Genomic DNA, 22,084 nt, shown 5'->3' with positions numbered 1-22,084 from the left:
CCGGGCTGATCGCCCCACGGCCTGATGAGGTAACCCCGACAATGTTGAGTTTTATTGCCCGGCGCCTTGGCCTGCTGATACCGACCTTTTTCGGCATCACCTTGCTGACCTTCGCGCTCATACGCCTGATCCCCGGCGACCCGGTGGAAGTGATGATGGGCGAGCGCAGGGTCGACCCCGAAATGCATGCCCAGGCCATGGAACGCCTGGGCCTGAACAAGCCACTGCCGGTCCAGTACCTGGACTACGTCGGCAAACTTGCCCAGGGTGACCTTGGCGAATCGCTGCGCACCCGCGAAAGCGTGTGGCGCGAGTTCCTCACCCTGTTCCCGGCCACCCTGGAACTGGCCTTCGCCGCCCTGCTGTTCGCCGGCGTCGTCGGCCTGCTGGCCGGTGTAATCGCCGCACTCAAGCGCGGTTCGCTGTTCGACCACGGGGTCATGGGCATATCACTGGCCGGCTACTCGATGCCGATTTTCTGGTGGGGCCTGATCCTGATCATGTTCTTCTCCGTGAGCCTTGGCTGGACCCCGGTATCCGGGCGCATCGACCTGCTCTACGACATCGAGCCGAAAACCGGCTTCATGCTTATCGACACCCTGCTCAGCGATGAAGAAGGCGCGTTCAAGGACGCTGTGATGCACCTGATCCTGCCGGCCATCGTGCTCGGCACCATCCCGCTGGCGGTGATCGCCCGCATGACCCGCTCGTCGATGCTCGAAGTACTGCGCGAAGACTACATCCGCACCGCCCGCGCCAAAGGCCTGTCGCCGGCCCGTGTGGTGTTCGTCCATGGCCTGCGCAATGCCTTGATCCCGGTGCTGACGGTGTTCGGCCTGCAGGTCGGCACGCTGCTGGCCGGGGCGGTGCTGACCGAAACCATCTTTTCCTGGCCGGGCATCGGCAAATGGCTGATCGAAGCCATCGGTGCCCGTGACTACCCCGTGGTCCAGAACGGCATCCTGTTGATCGCCTGCCTGGTGATTCTGGTCAACTTCGTCGTGGACATCCTCTACGGCCTGGCCAACCCACGCATCCGTCATCAGCGCTGAGGCCCTTGCCATGACTAGCCCGATTACAAAATCCGTGTCACCGGCCAGCCCGGTGGACCAGAGCCTGCTCTACCCCTCCCCGTACAAAGAATTCTGGCAAGCCTTCGCGCGCAACAAGGGCGCGGTGATGGGCCTGGCCTTCATGTGCCTGGTGGTGTTCTGCGCGCTGTTCGCGCCTTGGGTCGCCCCGCATGACCCGAGCGAGCAGTACCGCGACTTCCTGCTGACCCCGCCGGTGTGGCTGGAAGGCGGCACCTGGCAGTTCATCCTGGGCACCGACGAACTGGGCCGTGATCTGCTTTCGCGGCTGATTCAAGGTGCACGGCTGTCGCTGCTGATCGGCCTGTCGTCAGTGGTGATGTCACTGATCCCGGGCATTCTCCTTGGCCTGCTGGCCGGCTTTTTCCCGCAGTTGCTCGGCCCGTCGATCATGCGCCTGATGGACGTGATGCTGGCGCTGCCGTCACTGCTGCTGGCCGTGGCCATCGTCGCCATCCTCGGCCCTGGCCTGATCAACACCGTGATCGCCATCGCCATCGTTTCCCTGCCGTCCTACGTGCGCCTGACCCGCGCCGCGGTGATGGGCGAACTGAACCGCGACTACGTCACCGCTGCCCGCCTGGCCGGCGCCGGCTTGCCCCGACTGATGTTCGTCACCGTGCTGCCCAACTGCATGGCACCGCTGATCGTGCAGGCCACGCTCAGCTTCTCCTCGGCCATCCTTGACGCCGCCGCACTGGGCTTCCTCGGCCTCGGCGTACAGCCGCCAACCCCCGAGTGGGGCACCATGCTGGCTTCGGCCCGAGACTACATCGAGCGCGCCTGGTGGGTGGTAAGCCTGCCCGGCCTGACCATTCTGCTCAGTGTGCTGGCAATCAACCTGATGGGCGACGGCCTGCGCGATGCGCTGGACCCGAAACTCAAGAACGCCGCCTGAGGAGAACGCCATGTCACTGTTGCATATCAACAACCTCAACGTGCGCTTCGGCGACGCCAATGCGGTACCGGTGGTCGATGGCCTGGACCTGGCGGTGGATGCCGGCGAAATCCTGGCCATCGTCGGCGAGTCTGGCTCGGGCAAGTCGGTCACCATGATGGCCCTGATGGGCCTGATCGATGCGCCCGGGCGCATCACCGCCGACGCCCTCACCTTCGACGGCACCGACATGCTCAAGCTCAGCGGCCGTCAGCGGCGCAAGGTGGTGGGCAAGGACATCGCCATGGTCTTCCAGGACCCGATGACCGCGCTCAACCCCAGCTACACCGTGGGCTTCCAGATAGAGGAAGTGCTGCGCCAGCACTTGGGCCTCAAGGGCAAGGCTGCCCGCCAGCGTGCTCTGGAGCTCTTGAAGAAGGTCGAGATTCCGGCCGCCGAAAGCCGCCTGGACGCTTACCCGCACCAGCTGTCAGGCGGCATGAGCCAACGTGTGGCGATCGCCATGGCCATTGCCGGCGAGCCCAAGCTGCTGATCGCCGACGAACCGACCACGGCCCTCGACGTGACCATCCAGGCACAGATCATGGAACTGCTGGTCAACCTGCAGAAGGAGCGCAACATGGCGCTCATCCTGATCACCCACGACCTCGCCGTGGTCGCCGAAACCGCCAGGCGGGTGTGCGTGATGTACGCCGGCCAAGCCGTGGAAGTGGGCCAGGTGCCAGAACTGTTCGATGTGCCCGCCCACCCTTACAGCGAAGCCCTGCTCGCCGCGATCCCCGAGCACAGCATTGGCGCCGAGCGCCTGGCCACACTGCCTGGCATCGTCCCCGGCCGCTACGACCGCCCGGTCGGCTGCCTGCTGTCACCACGCTGCCCCTATGTACAGGACAATTGCCGGCGCCAGCGCCCGCCCCTCGACCCACAGGCCCACAGCCTGGTGCGTTGCTTCTACCCGCTGAACCAGGAGGTGGCGTGATGGCCGTCGTTCTATCTGCCCGGGAGCTGACCCGGCACTACGAAGTCTCCCGCGGGCTGTTCAAGGGCCATGCGCTGGTGCGCGCGCTCAATGGCGTGTCGTTCGAACTGGAGGCCGGCAAGACCCTGGCCGTGGTCGGCGAGTCGGGCTGCGGCAAGTCGACCCTGGCCCGCGCCCTGACCCTGATCGAAGAGCCGTCGTCCGGCTCGCTGCAAATTGCCGGCACTGAGGTGAAGGGCGCCAGCAAGGCAGAGCGCAAACAACTGCGCCGCGATGTGCAGATGGTGTTCCAGAGCCCCTACGCCTCGCTCAACCCACGGCAGAAGATCGGTGACCAACTGGCCGAACCGCTGCTGATCAACACCTCGCTGAGCAAGGCCGAGCGCCGCGACAAAGTGCAGAAGATGATGGAGCAGGTCGGCCTGCGCCCCGAGCACTACCAGCGCTACCCTCACATGTTCTCTGGCGGCCAGCGCCAGCGTATCGCCCTGGCCCGGGCGATGATGCTGCAACCCAAGGTGCTGGTGGCCGACGAACCGACCTCCGCGCTGGACGTGTCGATTCAGGCGCAGGTGCTGAACCTGTTCATGGATCTGCAGAAGGAGTTCAACACTGCCTACGTGTTCATCTCGCACAACCTGGCGGTGGTGCGGCATGTGGCGGATCAGGTACTGGTGATGTACCTGGGGCGGCCGGCAGAAATGGGGCCGAAGGAGGACATCTACAACAAGCCGCTGCATCCCTATACCCAGGCGCTGCTGTCGGCGACACCGGCGATTCATCCAGATCCGTTGAAGCCGAAGATTCGTATCGTCGGGGAGCTGCCCAACCCGCTGAACCCGCCGGATGGGTGTGCGTTCCACAAACGCTGCCCGTATGCGACCGAGCGGTGTGCCAAGGAGGTGCCGGCGCTGAGGCAGGTGAGTACGCGGCAGGTGGCTTGTCACTATGCCGAGCAATTTCTCTAATCTTGTGAGGTGATACGCGAAGGGGACGAGAAAGCCGATGAGGCTGCCGGGGTAGTGTGAACTGCTCCAGGCTTCGGTCCCCTTCATCGAAACGCTGATAAGGAATGATGCATTACTGAGCTGAGTGCAACTCCTCCAACAACTACGACTTTTCTGACAGGCGCCTCTGAAACTCAAAAAAATACAGACTTCGTGCGCAAAGCCCCTCCCCTCTCTACAACCCAGAAAACTCCCGGGACGTGGCTCTATGACACCACGCTAAACCGCGCATAACCCTTACCATACTTGGCTTTCGCATCGTTGACAGAGCGGCGCACGGGTCTATTTACTTGACACCTTTCACGGAAGATTACACGGCAATTGGATTGAAACGCTCACCGTGCATTTCAGGGAGATGCCCATGATCATGGATCGACTCGACCGGGTCGCACGTTGTCCCGTATCTGGCGAACAGGAGTAACCCCTCATGTTCGAAGCGGCCAGGTTCGGCGACGAGATATCGCACACCAGCGCGCTGGGGGGCTTCCTGATCGGGGCCGCCCTGGGGATTGCGCTGGTGGCCACGGTGGCCATCGCCACGTTCACCTGCGGGTTCGGCGTGGCCTTGCTGGCCGGCCTCGCAGCCGGCATCGGGGGCAGCTTGCTGACTGCCGCCGGAGAGGCGATAGGCAGTATGTTCTCGTCCCCCTCAGGGACGATAACCACTGCCTCACCCAACGTGTTCATCAACAGCCGCAAGGCCGCCCGCGTCGAAAAAAGCATCGGTGCCTGCGACAAGCACCCAGGGCCGGTGCAGATTGCCGAAGGCTCGACCAACGTCTTCATCAACAGCGTCGCCGCCGCGCGCAAGGGCGACAAGCTGACCTGCGGCGCCACCATTTCCGGTGGTTCGGACAACGTCATCATCGGCGGCGGCACCTACCGTTACCTGCCCGTGGACGATGAAGTCCCGGAGTGGCTGCGCACCACCGTGGATGTGCTGATGGCCATCGCCGGTGCCGCAGGCGGTATCGCCCAGCTGATCAAGGCGGGTACCCAGGCCGGCATGAAAGCCGTCATGCCTTGCGCGCTGAAGTTCACGGCCGGCTTCGTCGCCGGTGAGGTGGCCAGCCGTTACGTGGTCGAACCCGTGGCCCGCAAGGCTATCGGCGGCCTGGTCGGCAACCCCGTCGACCTCACGACGGGCCGCAAGCTGATCCCCGATGAAATCGACTTCAGCCTGCCGGGCCTGATGCCGATCGAGTGGTCGCGCTTCTACGCCAGCGACCTGACGGTCGACAGCGTACTCGGCCGCGGCTGGGTGCTGCCCTGGGAGCAGAGCCTGCGCCGCCAGGGGGCATTCATCTACCTCACCGACAACCAGGGCCGCGAAGTCCCGTTCGTGACCCTGCAACCGGGGCAGCGCATCTACAACCCGCACGAGCAGGTGTACCTGGTGTGCACCGAGGGCGGCCACTACATCCTGCAGACCCTCGACAACCTGTTCTTCTACTTTGGCGAAGTGCCAGACACCAACACCGAAGTGCCGCTGCAGCGTATCGAGAACGTCCTCGGCCACTTCCTGCACTTCACCCGCACGCCCGACGGCACACTGACCGACATCAGCGCCACCGGCGGCACCCGCGTACACCTGCACTACGACAACCCGCTGGGTCGCCTGACCGACATCAAGCGCGTGGTGAACAACGAAGCGGTGGAAACGCTTACCCAGTACCGCTACGACGAACACGGCCAGCTGAGCACGGTGATCAACCGCAACGGCGACACCGTGCGCAGCTTCAGCTACGCCGACGGCCTGATGGTGACCCACAGCAACGCGCTGGGGCTGGGCTGCCACTACCGTTGGCAAACCCTGGGCGACAAGCCACGTGTGGTCGAACACTGGACCAGCGACGGCGAGCACTACCACTTCCGCTACGACCTCGATAGCCGCACTAGCTGGGCCACCGACGTGCTCGGCCGCGAGCTGGAAGTACGGTACAACGCCGACCACCGCGTGGTCGCCAGCCGCGACTATGGCGGCGAGCGTTACGCCATCGAGCTGGACGAACACGGCAATATGGTCGGTCTGACCTTGCCGGACGGTAACCGCCTGCAATTCAAGTACGACGAATTCTCCCGCTTGCTAGAAGAGACCGATCCGCTGGGCCGCAAGACCACCTACGAATATCACCACCTGACCACACTGGTGACCCAGGTTAGCTACCCGGATGGCAGCACTTGGCGAGCGCGTTACGACGACAAGGGCAACCTGCTCGCCGAATTCGATGCCCTCGGCCAGATGACCGAGTACCTGAACAGCGATGACGGCCTGCCGCACACCATCATCGATGCGACCTACAAGTCCAAGTACCTGTGGTGGAACACCCTGGCCCAGGTCGAGCGCTACCAGGACTGCTCGGGCAAGAGTACGTACTACCGCTATGACGAACGCCAGCACCTGGTGGCGGTGACCGATGCGCTAAACCAGACCACCACGCTGGCGCGCAAGCCCCACGGCGAAGTGCTGCGCATCAGCCACCCGGACGGCACCACGGAAAGCTTCACCTACAACGTATACGGTCAGGTGCTCAGCCACACCGACGGCAAGGGCCAGACCACTCGCCTGATGCGCACCGCCCGCGGCCTGCCGAGCAGCCGCCAGGATGCCAAGGGCCAGCGGGTTCGCTACGAGTACGACAAGGCCATTCGCCTGACCGCGCTGGTCAACGAGAACAACGCCACGTACAGCTTTGCCTACGACGCTTCGGACCGGCTGAGCGAAGAAGTGCGGGTGGATAACCTGACCCGGCGTTTCAGCTACGACGTCGGTGGCCATCTCACACGACTGGATGAGATTGGCTATGGCGAGAATGCCGAACGGCCGGAGCGCCATACGCTGTTCGAGCGTGATGCCATTGGGCGTTTGGTTGCCAAGATCAACCGTGATGCGAGCCAGACATTCGCATACGACGACGGTGACCGGTTGCTGAGCATCGAGCGGCAACCGACCGGGATCGGCAAGCAGCTTGGGATCACGGAAGAAAAGCTGGAATACACCTACGATCTGCTCGGCCGTCTGACCAAAGAAATCACCCCTGACGGCACGCTTGGCTACGAGTACGACCCGCTCAGCAACCTGACCACGCTGACCCTCCCGGATGGGCGCAAGGTCAATCACCTGTACTACGGCAGCGGCCACCTGCACCAGCTGAACCTGGACGGGTTGGTGATCAGCGACATGGAGCGTGACGACCTGCACCGCGAGGTGTACCGGACCCAAGGCAAGCTCACCAGTTGCTTCGGTTATGACGCCATGGGGCGCAAGGCCTGGCAGTTTGCCTCGACCTTGCCGGCCGACAAGCTTTCGCAGGTGCACAACACCGGCATCAATACCTCGTTGCTGGTCGAGCACGCCTACAACCCGATCCACCGCCGTTATCAGTACGACCCGGCGGGTGAACTGGTGCGTACCCTCGACAAGCTACGCGGCGAGATCAAGTACGAATACGAAGCCAACGGCCAGTTGCGCAGTCGTGATACCGGCTCGTTGATCGGCAGCGAGGAATTCCGCTACGACCCGGCAGCCAACCGCCTGGACTTCAATGCGCGGCAGTTCGACAAGGTCAAGGACAATCGGATCAAACAGTGGCGCGATCAGGAGTACCGCTACGATCCGTGGGGCAACCAGATCGAGAAGCGCTCGGGGCACAGCAAGCTGCAGCACTTCAGCTATGACTGCGAGAACCGGCTGGTGCGGGCGGAGACGTTGGTCAATGGCAAGCTGGAAAGCCAAGGCGAGTATCGTTACGACAGCTTGGGGAGGCGAATAGCCAAGCAGGCTGAAATCAATGGCGAGGTCGAGCAGAAGCGCTTCCTCTGGCAGGGGCTGAGGATGCTGCGGGAGGAAACGCCAGGGCAGAGCATCCTGTACCTGTACGAGCCGGGTAGCTATGCGCCGTTGGCGCGGGTTGATCAGGTTGAAGGGGAAGGGCAGAAGGTCTATTACTTCCATACTGACCAGATTGGTACACCGTTGGAGTTGACGGACAGCGACGGCAAGATCGTTTGGCAGGCGACTTATCGGTCATGGGGGGCACTGGAACATCTTGCAGTCGATGAGATTGAGCAAAATATACGCTTCCAAGGCCAGTACTTTGATGATGAATCAGGTCTGCACTACAATACTTTCAGGCACTATGATCCGGAGTGCGGGAGGTTCGTTACGCAAGATCCAATTGGGCTTGAAGGAGGATTTAATCTTTATTTATATGCCCCTAGCCCTATTCTCTGGCTCGACCCAATGGGGCTGGCAACGTATAACACCATGCCGGGCATCGAAGGGTTCCAAAAACACCATATTATCCCACAGCAGCTAGTGGATCATCCTGTTTTAAAAGCGTCAGGCATGAATATACACGCGCTGAATAATATAATTTATCTCCCGACGCATGAAGAGCTCCATCCTACGCGAACAGTCCACAGAGGATCTCACCCGGGGTATAGTCGAGATGTCAAAGCAAGTTTGAATGAGGTAGAGAAAATTGGGCGTCAGGAAAAATGGACACAAGCCCAATATAAGGCAGCTGTTGAAGATATTATTAGCGAAAATCGTCAAGGCTTGCGCAAGGGCAAAATAAAACTCAATAAAAACTCAATTAGAGGGGTGGCATGTTAATGAAACTGATTGAGCCTGTGGATAATTATCCTGAAAAATATTGGCTTTCCTATGATCATGGGACCAACATAGATCACTTGAGCTTTCAAGAGTGTAAACTGATTTCGGGTTCTGATTTGCCAGTTCAGCTTTCACTCAAGCAAAAGGTCGGCTTGAGTGCGTTTAGGAAGTATGACTATCTTTTTAGTGATGGGCCTGACATTATAACGTCTAGGCTTTTCAATATTTTTCTTGGTATGGGGCTTGAAGGTGAGATTCAGTTTGTACCTGCATGTATTGTGATCAATGGTGATGTGTATAATGATTATTACGCAGTGAACTATTTAGCATCAGAAAGCGCTTTTGATATGGAAAGGTGCATTTATAAACCCTTAATAAAATCATTGCCTGACGGGCCTAAAAGATTCAGTAGGATCGTTCTGCAGGATATCGAACCAACTCATTCAATTTTTCGCGCATTGGAAAGCATGTCGCGCATCGTAGTGTCGAATCGGGCAGCTGAGTCGCTTCAGGATAAGGCTGTGATTGGTATTTGTTTTGTTGAAGGTCGGGATGATATGTGAGCTTGTATTTTCTAATGGCATTTTCGGATGACTAATGCTAAGTGCCCGGGGTCACCTTGGTTGTTCGCTTGAGTTTAACAGCGGTAAGCCTACAACGTCCGACGGCAAACTGACCGACTTCAGCGCCACCGGCTGCACCCACGTGCGCCTGAATTACGACAACCCGCTGGGTCGCCTGACCGACATCAAGCGGGTGGCGAACAACAAAGCGGTGGAAACCCTCACCTAGTACCAGTTGCTGGCCAGATAACTGAGGGCTTTGCCCAGGGCATTCTGCGACGTTACCTGTGGGTGCGGTTTTCTCCAAACCTACAAAATCTGGGGATTCGACTATGTTCGCGCCTGCCTACCTTGCACATGCCTTTTGTAGCGAAGAGTTGTAGCAAAAGGGCCGCAAAGCGGCCCCCAAAATCTCAATGCATAAAGAACCAGATCAGAATGATCACCGGAATCGGCACCCCAATCATCCAAAGCAGTATCGAGCGCATGGCCTTTCTCCTTGTTCGATGGTGACAAGAAAGGTGCAGCCGCCATGCCAGTTGTATCAAAAAACTACATTCATAAGAATCAAAGGCTTACCCTCCAAGCCGCCTGAGCAAACCGTGCAATATGCAGGATCCACGCCCTTGCACCTGGGTGTTCTGCAATGCACTATCCACCCATGATCGCCATCACCCTCCCCGACGGCCCCGAGCAAACGCCGCTTACCGCCGAAATCGTGCTGCGCTACCACCTCTGCTGGAAGCATCGCGACCTCGACGGTGTCATGGCGCTCTACCACCCCGATATCCAGTACCACGACTTCTTCCAGAATCGCGTGCTCGGCCATCAGGAACTGCGCGACTACGTACGCGGCTGCCTGCCCCATGAAGCCGGCGAAGACATCGTCCACAGCGACCGCATCCGCGTCGATGGCTGCACCGCATTCATCCAGTATCAGGTCACGGTCCAGGGCGGCGACGGCCTGGTTGCGTTCCAGTCCAGCGAGGCGATCACCGTCAGGGACGGGCTGATCTGGCGGGTCAACGAATACGCCACGCTGGTCCGCCAGAACGGCACAGGCCACGCCAACAGCGGTCCGCGCCCCGCCACCAGCCGCCTGGGCCTGTCGCCCCGGCAGTTGTCGACCATGGCCCAGGACCTGGAGCATTACTTCCAGCGTCAACGCCCCTACCTCGACCCGGAGCTCGACCTGCAACAGGTCGCCGACGCCAGCGGCTACAGCCGCAACCAGATTTCCTACCTGCTCAACCAGGTGCTGGGGCAAAGCTTCTACCGCTACGTCAACCAGGCACGCCTGCAGCACCTGATGGCCAGCCTCGGCGACGACAGCGTCGAGGCGACGATCGACGAGCTGGCCTTCAGTGCCGGCTTCAACTCGCTGTCGGCGTTCTACAAGTGCTTCCGTGAGCACACCGGGCTCACGCCCAAGGCCTACCTGAAGCAAATTTCCCTGCGTGCACGCACGTAAGACAGCCGCCCACTGACACCACTAGCATCGCCCACAGACCTTGACGGATGTGGAGCCGAACCCGATGCAACCCCTGCGCACGCTCAGCCTGTGGATGGACCAGCTCGACGAGCCGCTGTGCGCGCGCCCGGCACTGCGCAATGACCTCGACGTTGACGTGTGCATCATCGGTGCCGGCTATACCGGCCTTTGGACCGCGTACTACCTCAAGCGCCAGGCACCCCAGCTGAACATCGCGGTGATCGAAGCCCAAATCGCTGGCTTCGGCGCCTCCGGCCGTAATGGGGGCTGGCTGATGGGCAACCTGCTCGGCGAAGACCGCCTGCTCGGCACCCTCTCGCCGCAAAAGCGCCGCGCCAGCATCGACCTGCTGCACGGCATCCCGGATGAAGTGCATCGCGTGCTGCAAAGCGAAGGCATCGACTGCGACTACCGCAAAGGCGGCGTACTTTATTGCGCGGCGCGCTACCCGGAGCAGGAACGCAGCCTGCGCGCCTACCTCGACGACTTGTATCGCCAAGGCATGACCGAGGACGACTACCGCTGGCTGAGCCCCGAGCAGCTGGGTAACCAGTTACGGGTCAGCAATGCGTTTGGAGCCATCTACAGCCCGCACACGGCGACCATCCAGCCAGCCAAGCTGGTGCGCGGCCTTGCCCGGGCAGTGGAGGCGCTGGGCGTATCGATCTACGAAAACACCCCGGCCATCGACTGGCAGCCGAGCGAGGTGCGTACCCCGCTGGCACAGATTCGCTGCCAGTGGATGGTGCCTGCCGTGGAGGGTTACGCCGCCAGCCTGCCGCCACTGGGCAAACACCAATTGCCGGTACAGAGCCTGCTGGTGGCCACCGAGCCGCTGCCGGAGGCCACCTGGGAGCAGATTGGCCTGAGCCAGGGCCAAGCCTTCAGTGAAAGCAGCCGCCAGGTCACCTACGGCCAGCGCACCGCCGACAACCGCCTGGTCTTCGGTGCTCGCGGTGGCTACCGCTTCGGTGGGCGTCTGCGCGAGAACTTCAACCTCGACGAACACGAAGTCGAACTGCGCCGCTACCTGTTCGGCGAACTGTTCCCGCAGCTCAAACAGGTACGCATCACTCATACCTGGGGCGGCAACCTCGGCATGGCGCGACGCTTCCGCCCACACATGCTCTGCGACCGCCAGCGCGGCATCGCCCTTGCCGGCGGCTACGGCGGCGAAGGCGTCGGGGCTACCAACCTGGGTGGGCGCACCCTGGCGGCGCTGATCCTCAACCAGCGCAACGAACTGACGGCGCAACCCTGGGTGCTCGACAACCGCCCGCTATCGAGCCTGGCCAGCTGGCCTCCCGAGCCCTGCCGCTGGCTGGGCTACAACGCGATCATCCAGAGTTTCGTCCATGAGGACCGGACCCTCGCCAACCCCGCCAGTGCGCCGTGGAGGCGGCGCCTGGCCATCTCGGTTGCGGACTTCATGGAAGGCTTCATGCACTGACTTCCCTTTTCACTCGTACAGGATCCACCGGTCATGAGCATCACCCAGTTCAAGAACACCGAATTTGCCGTGCTCGACAGCTCCAACCCGGTCGCGGTACCGCTCGGCGAACCCGTGGCAGTCACGTCAGTCACCTGCGTGGAGCGCAGCGATGGCGTTGAAACCGGCATCTGGGAATGCACCCCAGGGCGCTGGCGGCGGCAGATCGTGCAACAGGAGTTCTGCCATTTCATCAAGGGCCGCTGCACGTTCACCCCCGACGGTGGCGAGCCCCTGGTCATAGAAGCCGGAGACGCATTGATGCTACCGGCCAACAGCACCGGCACCTGGGACATCCTGGAGACCGTGCGCAAGACCTACGTGCTTATTTTCTGATCCGCTGATCGCCTGCCTTCGATAACAACAGACAAAGCAAGGTAAACCCGACATGCGCACCTTCCTCCTCGCCCCCCTGATGCTGGCCGCCAGCGTGGCCAGCGCCGCTGAAACGGTGAAGATCTACAACTGGTCCAGCTACGTGGCCCCCGATACGTTGAAGAACTTCCAGCAAGCCAGCGGCATCGTGCCGACCTATGACGTGTACGACAGCAATGAAACCCTCGATGGCAAGTTGATGACCGGCAATTCCGGCTACGACGTGGTGTTCCCCTCCAACCATTTCATGGCCCGGCAGATCCAGGGCAAGGCCTTGAAGCGCCTGGACAAATCCCAGCTGCCTAACTGGCACAACCTCAACCCGGTGCTGCTCAAGGCGCTGGAGGTGAACGACCCGGGCAACCAGTACGGCTTCCCGTACCTGTGGGGCAGTACCGGTATTGGCTACAACATCGACAAGGTCAAGGCGGTGCTCGGCGACAACGCGCCCCTGGACTCCTGGGACCTGATCTTCAAGCCCGAGTACATGAGCAAGCTGAAAAGCTGTGGCGTCGCGGTGCTGGACAATGGCCCCGAACTGCTGCCGATCGCCCTGCACTACCTGGGCTTGCCCCATCACAGCCAAGACCCCAAGGACTACGAGAAGGCCAAGGACCTGCTGATGAAAGTGCGGCCTTACATCAGCTATTTCCACTCGTCCAAGTACACGGGCGACCTGGCCAACGGCGATATCTGCGTGGTAGTGGGGTTCTCGGGGGATGTGCTGCAGGCGAAGAACCGCGCCGATGAGGCGAACAATGGCGTGAAGGTGGGCTATTCGATACCCAAGGAGGGCGCGCCGATGTGGTTCGACATGGTCGCCATGCCCGTCGATGCGCCGGATGAAAAGGCCGGATATGCCTACATGAACTACCTGCTGCAGCCGGAGGTGATGGCCAACATCAGCAACCACGTCCAGTACGCCAACGGCAACCTCAAGGCGGACGGGCTGGTGGACCCGGCGATGAAGGGTAATACGATGATTTACCCGAGCGACGAGGTGATGGGCAAGCTGTATGCGCTGGAGGCGATGCCGGCGAAGATCGACCGTATTCGTACGCGAATCTGGACCAGTATCAAAGCAGGGAACTGATTTCACCCGCTACGCGATCACTGGCAGGAGCGGGTTTACCCGCGAATGCGTCGGTAGACTTGACGCCGCATTCGCGGGTAAACCCGCTCCTACACAGGGTCAGGAGCAGGCGACTGAGATCAGTGGTGCTCGCGGGTAGCGCGGAACTTGATGTCCGGCCAGCGCTCTTCCATCAGCGCCAGGTTGACCCGGGTCGGCGCCAGGTAGGTCAGGTGACCGCCGCCGTCGATAGCCAGGTTTTCCATGGCCTTGGTCTGGAATTCCTCGAGCTTCTTCTTGTCATCGCAGCTGATCCAGCGCGCCGACCAGACGGTGATAGGCTCGTAGGCGCACTCGACCTTGTACTCTTCCTTCAGGCGGCTGGCGACCACGTCGAACTGCAGCACACCGACCGCACCCAAGATGATGTCGTTGCTGCGCTCAGGGAAGAACACCTGAGTAGCACCTTCTTCGGCCAGCTGCTGCAGGCCTTGACGCAGTTGCTTGGATTTCAGCGGGTCTTTCAGGCGGACGCGGCGGAACAGCTCCGGCGCGAAGTGCGGGATACCGGTGAAGCCCAGCGCCTCGCCTTCGGTGAAGGTGTCGCCGATCTGGATGGTGCCGTGGTTGTGCAGGCCGATGATGTCACCGGCAAAGGCTTCTTCCAGCTGCTCACGCTCGGAGGAGAAGAACGTCAGCGCATCGCCGATACGCAGGTCTTTGTTCAAGCGCACGTGGCGCATTTTCATGCCCTTCTCGTACTTGCCCGAGCAGATGCGCATGAAGGCGATACGGTCGCGGTGTTTCGGGTCCATGTTCGCCTGGATCTTGAACACGAAGCCGGTGAACTTCTCTTCCACAGGCTCCACGGTGCGCTCGTGGGCCACACGGCCAAGCGGGCGCGGCGCCCAGTCGACCACGGCGTCGAGCACGTGGTCGACACCGAAGTTGCCCAGCGCAGTACCGAAGAACACCGGGGTCAGCTGACCGTTGATGAACTCTTCCTGGTTGAACTCGTGGCAAGCGCCCTGCACCAGCTCCAGTTGCTCGACGAACGAATCGTACTGGTCGCCCAGGTGCGCGCGGGCTTCGTCCGAGTCCAGCTTCTGGATGATCTTGGCTTCGGTGCGCTCGTGGCCATGGCCCGGGGTGTACACCACGATGTAGTCACCGGTCAGGTGGTACACGCCTTTGAAGTCGCGGTAGCAACCGATCGGCCAGGTGATTGGCGCGGCCTTGATCTTCAAAACGGCTTCGATCTCGTCGAGCAGTTCGATCGGGTCGCGGATGTCTCGGTCGAGTTTGTTGATGAAGCTGACGATGGGCGTGTCGCGCAGGCGGCACACGTCCATCAGGGCGATGGTACGCGGCTCTACACCTTTACCGCCGTCGAGCACCATCAGCGCCGAGTCCACCGCGGTCAGGGTGCGGTAGGTGTCTTCCGAGAAGTCTTCGTGGCCGGGGGTGTCGAGCAGGTTGATCATGTGCTCGCGGTACGGGAACTGCATCACCGAGGTGGTGATGGAGATGCCGCGCTGCTTCTCCATTTCCATCCAGTCGGAGGTGGCATGGCGGTCGGACTTGCGCGACTTCACGGTACCGGCGACGGCAATGGCCTTGCCCATCAACAGCAGCTTCTCGGTGATGGTGGTCTTACCGGCGTCGGGGTGGGAAATGATTGCGAAAGTGCGGCGCTTCGCGACTTCGGCGGCCTGGTTGGTCATGGGAAATCGCCTGACTGGGGGATTTGAAAGGGGCAGTATCATACCTGAAGTTGGGCCTGGACCAAAATCTGCCGAATGAATGGCGCCTGTGCCGGCCTCTTCGCGGGTAAACCCGCGCCTACAGGTACGACACAGGGTTCGGATGCGGTGCAGTCACTGTAGGAGCGGGTTTACCCGCGAAGAGGCCGGCACAGACAAAAGAAATCCAACAGGCAATCGATTTATCACGACAAATGCCAAAAGCGCAGTTATTTCAACGCCTGCAGCGTATTAAGCCGCTGTTTTTTCTCGCCAAAAATCCCGCAACCCAGCGATTAACGCTGGCCAAATGCCGCCTCAGATGGGAACCTTTACGCCCACGGAGACGTCCACTCCCCTGCAACCCGCTTCGGTTGGGGACTGGTTTCATCAGCATTTTCGGGCCCGACGGGGTTCGGCTCATGGCCTGATCGCAGCCTTCGGCTTGCATCTCGCTGCTACTCGCGAACACACCACCCGCCGCCAGGATTGGCCGGCTTCCAAGAAGTGTGCTCGCCGACAACACAAGGAGTCCGCCTGTGGCTAAACGCTACGGAAAGGGGCTGTTGGGATGGGCCGCCGTGCTCGTCATCCTGGCCCTGCTGGTCCACTGGATCGGCATCGACACGATCGCGCGTTATCGCGACGATCTTGGGTTCTACCTGCAAGCGCACCTGGTATTGGTGCTGGCTTCGATGGTGGCGGCGCTGGCCGTGGGCATCCCCGCCGGCATTGCGTTAAGTCGACCGCACCGGGTCGACAAAGCCGAGCGTTTCATGCAGTTCTTCAACGTTGGCAACACCATCCCCCCTCTGGCCGTTCTGGCCATCGCCCTGAGTATCCTGGGCATCGGCGCCGGGCCTGCGATCTTCGCACTGTTCCTCGCGTCCCTCCTGCCCATCGTGCGCAACACCTACGAAGGCCTGAAAAACGTCCCCGCCTCGCTCAAGGAAGCCGCTACCGGCATCGGCATGACCCCGCGCCAGCAACTCTGGCAGGTGGAACTGCCCAACGCCGTGCCGATCATCGTCGGCGGCGTACGCGTGGCCCTGGCGTTGAACGTGGGCACCGCACCGCTGGCATTCCTGATCGGCGCCAACAGCCTGGGCAGCCTGATCTTCCCCGGCATCGCCCTGAACAACCAGCCGCAGCTGCTGCTGGGTGCCGCCTGCACCGCGCTGCTGGCACTGGTGCTGGACGCGGCGGTGAGTTTCTCCAGCAGGCGCTGGCTGGAACGTGGCCTGGCCCAATAAGGATAGGAAACGTATGAAGAAGAGAATCGCCTTGCTGCTGGGCGCGGCCCTGCTGTTCGCAGGAGTTGCCCAGGCAGCGGAAAAACCCCTGGTGCGCATCGGCGCGCGGGTGTTCACCGAACAGACCGTGCTCGCCGAAATCACCGCGCAGTACCTGCGCGCCAACGGCTTTGACGTACGCGTCACCACCGGCCTGGGCAGCAGCATTGCTCGCCAGGCCCAGGAAACCGGCCAGCTCGACCTGATGTGGGAATACACCGGGGTGTCGCTGGTGTCCTACAACCATATCGATGAGCGTATGCCCAGCGCCGAGGCCACCTACGCCAAGGTCAAGGAGCTGGATGCCAAAAAAGACCTGATCTGGCTGACCCCGTCGAAATTCAGCAACACCTATGCCCTCGGCTTGCCGAAGCAGGTCGCCGAGGCCTACCCGCAGATCAACTCGATCAGCGACCTCAATCAGGTGCTGCGCGACGAGCGCAAGCGTAATCACCTGGTGGCTCTGGACACCGAGTTCGCCAACCGCCCCGACGGCCTGGTCGGGCTCAAGGAAATGTACGACCTGCAGGTCGGCCGCGCCAACATCCGCCAGATGGACGCGGGCCTGGTCTACACGGCCATGCACAACAACCAGGTGTTCGCAGGCCTGGTCTACACCACCGACGGTCGCCTGAGCGCGTTCAACCTCAAGCTGCTCGAAGACGACAAGCACTACTTCCCCGACTACACCGCCGCCCCGGTGGTGCGCAAGGCCGTGCTCGACGCCAACCCGCAACTGGTCGCCCTACTCAAGCCACTGGCCGAGCAGCTCGATGACGAGACCATGCGCCAGCTCAATGCCAAGGTTGACGTAGACCACCAGAACCCGACCGCTGTGGCCGCCGCATTCCTGCGAGAGCATCCCCTCAAGGAGGTACAGCCATGAGCCTGCTCGACACGTTCGCCCACCTCGACTGGGCCCAGGTGCTGCAACTGACCTGGCAGCACATCATGCTGGTCGGCATCGCCGTCGGCCTGGCGATCCTCGTTGGCGTGCCGCTGGGCATCCTGATGACCCGCTTCCCGGCGGTGGCCGGCCCGCTGCAGGCCAGCGCCACAGTGCTGCTGACCATCCCCTCGATTGCGTTGTTCGGCCTGCTGCTGCCGTTCTACTCCAAGTTCGGCCAGGGGCTGGGCCCCTTGCCGGCGATCACTGCCGTGTTTCTTTATTCGCTGCTGCCAATCATGCGCAACACCTACCTGGCCCTGACCAATGTCGAGCCCGGTATCCGTGAAGCCGCGCGTGGCATCGGCATGACCTTCGGCCAGCGCCTGCGCATGGTCGAGCTGCCCATCGCCGTACCGGTGATCCTCGCCGGCGTGCGCACCGCCGTGGTGATGAACATCGGTGTGATGACCATTGCCGCCACCATCGGCGCCGGCGGCCTCGGCGTGCTGATCCTGACTTCCATCAGCCGCAGCGACATGTCGATGCTGCTGGTCGGTGCCGTACTGGTCAGCCTGCTGGCGATCATCGCCGACCTGCTGCTGCAAACCCTGCAACGTGCCCTGACTCCAGAAGGACTGCGCTCATGATCGAACTGAAGAACCTCAGCAAAACCTTCAACGTCAACGGCAAGGACGTCAAAGCCGTCGACTCGGTAAGCCTCACCGTCAATGAAGGGGAAATCTGCGTGTTCCTCGGCCCGTCGGGCTGCGGCAAGAGCACCACGCTGAAAATGATCAACCGCCTGATCACGCCCACCTCGGGCCAGGTGTTCATCAATGGCGAAGACACCACCGGCCTGGACGAAGTTACCCTGCGCCGGCACATCGGCTATGTGATTCAGCAGATCGGTCTGTTCCCCAACATGACCATCGAGGAGAACATTACCGTGGTCCCGCGCCTGCTTGGCTGGGACAAGCAGAAATGCCACGAGCGGGCTCGCGAGCTGATGCACATGATCAAGCTCGAACCCAAGCAGTACCTGCAACGCTACCCGCGCGAGCTATCTGGCGGCCAGCAACAGCGTATCGGCGTGATTCGCGCCCTGGCAGCAGATGCACCCGTGCTGTTGATGGATGAACCGTTCGGCGCGGTCGACCCGATCAACCGCGAAATGATCCAGAACGAGTTCTTCGAAATGCAGCGGGCGCTGAACAAGACCGTGATCATGGTCAGCCACGACATCGACGAAGCGATCAAGCTGGGCGACAAGATTGCCATCTTCCGTGCCGGCAAGCTGTTGCAGCTGGATCACCCGGATACCCTGCTGGCGCACCCGGCGGATGATTTCGTCAGCAGTTTTGTGGGCCAGGACAGCACCCTCAAACGCCTGTTGCTGGTGCGTGCCGAGGATGCTGCGGACAACGCGCCCTCGGTGAGCCCGGAAACACCGGTGGGCGACGCGCTGGAGCTGCTGGATGAGCACGACCGCCGCTACGTGGTGGTGACCGATGCGCAAAACAAGGCCTTGGGCTATGTGCGCCGGCGCGACATGCACCGCCAGCAAGGGACGTGTGGCGATTTCCTGCGGCCGTTCAATGCCACGGCCTCGTACGATGAGCACTTGCGCATCCTGCTGTCGCGCATGTACGAGTTCAACCGCGCGTGGTTGCCGGTGCTGGATGCCGAGCAGGTGTTCTTGGGCGAGGTGACGCAGGAGTCGATTGCCGCGTACCTGAGCTCGGGGAGATCGCGGGGGGCGAAAAGCAGTATCGTTTCGCCGGCCGAGGCGGTGGTTTCGTAATCGTCGGGGGCGCTTTGCGCCCCTTCGCGGGTAAACCCGCTCCTACAACGGCCTGTGTTCAATCCCCGATGTATGTCCACCACCGATCATGTGTAGGAGCGGGTTTACCCGCGAATACGGTGGTGGCGGCAACGGTGAACGACTGGTGAAAATTGGCCAGCAGGCCCGGCCCTTTCGCGGGTAAACCCGCTCCTACAAGAGCGAGCGAAGGGCCGCAAAGCGGCCCCGACAATCTCGGATCAAAACCCAACACTGGCCTGCACGTAGAAGGTCCGCGGCTCACCCACGTAAAGGCCGGCATTGTTGTCACTGGAGCGGGTGAAGTACTGCTTGTCGAACAGGTTCTTCACCCCCGCCGCCAGCTTCAGGTTGGACAGTTCAGGCCCGAATTCATACCCACCGCGGGCATGCCAGGTCACATAACCCGGAATATCGCCATACTGCCCGTCGGCACTTGGCTGGGTAATGTAATCGCCATTGAAGCTGCCGTCGGCATTGATCCCGGTTCTCGGCGCACGCTGCTTCGATTGGGCATAGGCGTCCAGGTTCCAGGTCCAGCGGTTAACTGCGTAACGCACCCCGGCAGTGGCCACCTGGCGTGAATAGAACGGCAGGTCTCGGCCCTTGAACCCCGGGATATCCCCTTCATAGGTTGCGCGGGTATAGGTGTAGCCACCGCTCACCGACAGCCCGTCCAGGCGTGGGTCCAGCCCGGCCAGGTCATAACGCACCGAAGCCTCGATACCCTGGTGCTTGGTCGCACCAAGGTTGGTCCAACCCACGTCGTTGCTGATGTACTGCAGCTCATCATCGAAGTCGATGTAGAACGCCGTCAGCTCACCGGCAAAGCCGCCATTGTCATAACGGGTACCGATTTCGTAGGTCTTGGCTTTTTCCGGCTCCAGGCCATTGGCCGTACTGTTGCCAGAACCGCCCTGGCCCAGCTGGAAGTACTGCAGGCTACCGAACGAAGTCTCGTAGTTGGCGAATACCTTCCAGGCATCGGAAACGTGGTACATCACGCTCAGTGCCGGCAAAGGCTCATTGCTGGTGATGCTGCGCTTCTTCTCGGCTACCGGGCGGTTGTTGGCGTCCAGCACCGGGCGGTCGCGCCAGTCGGTATTGATGTGCTCGAAGCGCACGCCAGGGGTGATGGTCCAGTTGCCCACGTCGATCTTGTCGTCGATGTAGTAGGCGCTGGCCTCGGTGCCGCCACTGCGGTCCTGGAACACGTGGCCGTCGGAAGTCGGGGTCACCGTCGGCACGTTGTCGATCAGCGCCAGGCGAGTCGATTGTTCGCGCATCGCTTCCTTCAGGTAACGGTAACCGACACTGACTTCCTGGGTGGTTGGGCCGGCAAAGAAGATGCGCGACACACGGGGTTCGATGGCAAAGGTGTGGTAGTTGCGCGGGTACGACGACAACGTCTTCATGTCCCGCGAGGCGATGGTGCTGCCGCGGAAGCTGTCGGTGTAGTAGGTCAGCACTTCGAACTGGGTGGCATCGTCGAGCTGCCGCTGCCATTTGAACGACACATCCTTGCGCCGACCAGCGAAGTAGTCGTAATCGCGCAGCGACTGGTACGGGTTGCTGTCGTATTGGGCCTGGGTCAAGCCACCCGGCATGTCGGCACGGCCATCGTAATAATGGAAGTTGAGCCAGAACTCATCGACATCGGTTGGCGCCCAATGCGTCTTGAGGATAACGTCGTCGATGTCGTTGCCGTTGTTGCTTTCACGGTAACCGTTGCCATTCACCCCGGTGTACAACAGCGCCACGCCCATGCCATTGTCGGCCGTGCCACCGACGAAGGCTGACTCGGTGTGTTTCCAGCCACCGTGCTGAGAGGTCTCCAGGGTGGTGGACAGCTCTGCCGAGGCCTTTTCCGGAATCGCCCGGGTTACAAAGTTGATCACGCCGCCCACGTTCTGCGGGCCATAGCGCACCGAGCCGGCACCGCGCACGACGTCGATGCTGTCGAGGTTGCCAGAAGAAATCGGTGCCATCGACAGCTGTGGCTGGCCATACGGCGCGAAGGCGGCCGGGATGCCATCGATCAGTACCGTGGAGCGCGGCGACAGGCGCGAAGTAAGGCCGCGTACGCCCACGTTCAGCGACAGGTCGCTGCCACCGGTCCCGTTGGAGTCCTGCACTTGCACGCCGGGGATGCCGCGCAGCACGTCGCGCACGTTCATTGCGCCCTTCTCCACCATTGCCTCGCGGCGTACCACGGTGCGTGCCCCAGGGTGGTTCTGTACCACGCTCTGCTGGGCATCACCCAGCCAGTCACCGACCACCTTGATGTCGGTGGGTGCCAGCTCCAGGCTGCCGCTGCCCAGGTCAAGGGTAGTCGGCAGAGGCTTCACCACAACGGTGTCCCCGGACATCTCGTAGGTGAGCCCGCTGCCTTGCAACAGCTGTTGCAGCGCCTGCACCGGCGCCAGGTTGCCCGATACCGCCGGGGCCTGTTTGCCGGCGACCAGCTCGGGGCTGAAAAACAGCTGCAGGCTGGTTTGCTGGCCGAGCTGGTTCAGCGCCGAACCCAACGGCTGGGCCTGGATGTGGAGGGCATTAGCGGCCTCTGCGGCCTGGCTGCCAACGGCCACAGTACTGACCGCCAGGGCCAGCGCCAGGGCGCGAAAGCGTGGGAGAGGTTTGTTGTTGTTCACGTCGTCGAAACATCCTGGAATGCGGAATAAACGCCAACCGCGTGCAAATGGAAATGCTTGGCAGTTGCAGCTGGCGAGGAAGACGAACGAGTGAAAAAAAACCTGAA

17 protein-coding genes are annotated in these 22,084 nt (G+C 61.5%); 15 read left to right on the top strand and 2 right to left on the bottom strand.

Translation table 11 applies throughout. From position 1 onward, the window contains the following. Nucleotides 1-41: 41 nt before the first annotated feature. The 11 genes from KW568_RS04840 (at nt 42) to KW568_RS04790 (ending at nt 13,605) form a co-directional block, all read left to right on the top strand. Nucleotides 42-1,052 carry an ABC transporter permease subunit gene (locus tag KW568_RS04840; RefSeq protein ID WP_003255257.1) on the top strand — a complete coding sequence of 337 codons (1,011 nt, stop codon included), beginning with the start codon at nt 42-44 and terminating at the stop codon, nt 1,050-1,052. Nucleotides 1,053-1,062: 10 nt separating this feature from the next. Further along, the gene (locus KW568_RS04835; RefSeq protein WP_003255259.1) at nt 1,063-1,989 is read left to right on the top strand and encodes an ABC transporter permease subunit; all 927 of its coding nucleotides are present in this window, start codon (nt 1,063-1,065) and stop codon (nt 1,987-1,989) included. Nucleotides 1,990-1,999: 10 nt separating this feature from the next. After that, nucleotides 2,000-2,968 carry an ABC transporter ATP-binding protein gene (locus KW568_RS04830; RefSeq protein ID WP_004574958.1) on the top strand — a complete coding sequence of 323 codons (969 nt, stop codon included), beginning with the start codon at nt 2,000-2,002 and terminating at the stop codon, nt 2,966-2,968. Further along, nucleotides 2,968-3,936 (top strand): peptide ABC transporter ATP-binding protein, encoded by a 969-nt coding sequence (locus KW568_RS04825; protein WP_003255261.1) that lies wholly within the window; start codon nt 2,968-2,970, stop codon nt 3,934-3,936. Before KW568_RS04830 ends, KW568_RS04825 begins: the two co-directional genes overlap by 1 nt. 466 nt (nt 3,937-4,402) lie before the next feature. After that, entirely contained in the window at nt 4,403-8,593 is a 4,191-nt protein-coding gene (locus tag KW568_RS04820) for an RHS repeat-associated core domain-containing protein (RefSeq protein ID WP_259537797.1), read from the top strand. Continuing rightward, on the top strand, nt 8,593-9,156 hold the full coding sequence (locus KW568_RS04815; protein WP_003248461.1) for a hypothetical protein: 564 nt from the start codon (nt 8,593-8,595) through the stop codon (nt 9,154-9,156). The genes KW568_RS04820 and KW568_RS04815 overlap by 1 nt, the downstream gene beginning before the upstream one ends. 34 nt (nt 9,157-9,190) lie before the next feature. Further along, nucleotides 9,191-9,385, top strand: a complete 195-nt coding sequence (locus KW568_RS04810; RefSeq protein ID WP_003248463.1) for a hypothetical protein — start codon at nt 9,191-9,193, stop codon at nt 9,383-9,385. Between the two features lie 417 nt (nt 9,386-9,802). Further along, nucleotides 9,803-10,627: a nuclear transport factor 2 family protein gene (locus KW568_RS04805; RefSeq protein WP_177342686.1), complete on the top strand. Its 825-nt coding sequence runs from the start codon at nt 9,803-9,805 to the stop codon at nt 10,625-10,627. 64 nt (nt 10,628-10,691) lie between these two features. After that, complete coding sequence (locus tag KW568_RS04800) at nt 10,692-12,098, top strand: FAD-binding oxidoreductase (protein WP_004576000.1); 1,407 nt, start codon at nt 10,692-10,694, stop codon at nt 12,096-12,098. A 33-nt stretch (nt 12,099-12,131) separates the two neighbouring features. Then, entirely contained in the window at nt 12,132-12,473 is a 342-nt protein-coding gene (locus KW568_RS04795; RefSeq protein ID WP_003248474.1) for a cupin domain-containing protein, read from the top strand. A 52-nt stretch (nt 12,474-12,525) separates the two neighbouring features. Then, entirely contained in the window at nt 12,526-13,605 is a 1,080-nt protein-coding gene (locus KW568_RS04790; RefSeq protein WP_004575999.1) for a polyamine ABC transporter substrate-binding protein, read from the top strand. Between the two features lie 119 nt (nt 13,606-13,724). Here KW568_RS04790 and KW568_RS04785 read toward each other — a convergent pair whose 3' ends face one another. Further along, on the bottom strand, nt 13,725-15,308 hold the full coding sequence (locus KW568_RS04785; protein ID WP_003248481.1) for a peptide chain release factor 3: 1,584 nt from the start codon (nt 15,306-15,308) through the stop codon (nt 13,725-13,727). 557 nt (nt 15,309-15,865) lie between these two features. Between KW568_RS04785 and KW568_RS04780 the strand changes: the two genes are divergently transcribed. Genes KW568_RS04780 through KW568_RS04765 form a run of 4 tightly spaced genes read left to right on the top strand, consistent with a single transcriptional unit; the run spans nt 15,866 to nt 19,308 of the window. After that, on the top strand, nt 15,866-16,579 hold the full coding sequence (locus KW568_RS04780) for an ABC transporter permease (RefSeq protein ID WP_004575998.1): 714 nt from the start codon (nt 15,866-15,868) through the stop codon (nt 16,577-16,579). A gap of 13 nt (nt 16,580-16,592) precedes the next feature. After that, nucleotides 16,593-17,504 carry a glycine betaine ABC transporter substrate-binding protein gene (locus tag KW568_RS04775; RefSeq protein WP_004575997.1) on the top strand — a complete coding sequence of 304 codons (912 nt, stop codon included), beginning with the start codon at nt 16,593-16,595 and terminating at the stop codon, nt 17,502-17,504. Then, nucleotides 17,501-18,154 (top strand): ABC transporter permease, encoded by a 654-nt coding sequence (locus KW568_RS04770; RefSeq protein WP_003248487.1) that lies wholly within the window; start codon nt 17,501-17,503, stop codon nt 18,152-18,154. Before KW568_RS04775 ends, KW568_RS04770 begins: the two co-directional genes overlap by 4 nt. Further along, nucleotides 18,151-19,308, top strand: a complete 1,158-nt coding sequence (locus KW568_RS04765) for a betaine/proline/choline family ABC transporter ATP-binding protein (protein ID WP_004575996.1) — start codon at nt 18,151-18,153, stop codon at nt 19,306-19,308. The genes KW568_RS04770 and KW568_RS04765 overlap by 4 nt, the downstream gene beginning before the upstream one ends. Before the next feature lie 239 nt (nt 19,309-19,547). On the opposite strand, the gene KW568_RS04760 is transcribed toward KW568_RS04765, so the two are convergent. Further along, complete coding sequence (locus tag KW568_RS04760; protein WP_004577172.1) at nt 19,548-21,977, bottom strand: TonB-dependent siderophore receptor; 2,430 nt, start codon at nt 21,975-21,977, stop codon at nt 19,548-19,550. Between the last annotated feature and the right edge of the window lie 107 nt (nt 21,978-22,084).

Origin of the sequence: Pseudomonas sp. HD6515, assembly GCF_024971855.1 — a bacterium.
GTDB classification, from domain to species: domain Bacteria; phylum Pseudomonadota; class Gammaproteobacteria; order Pseudomonadales; family Pseudomonadaceae; genus Aquipseudomonas; species Aquipseudomonas alloputida.
The sequence above is the reverse complement of the archived record's forward strand: the minus strand, read 5'-3'. Positions and strand labels throughout refer to the sequence as shown.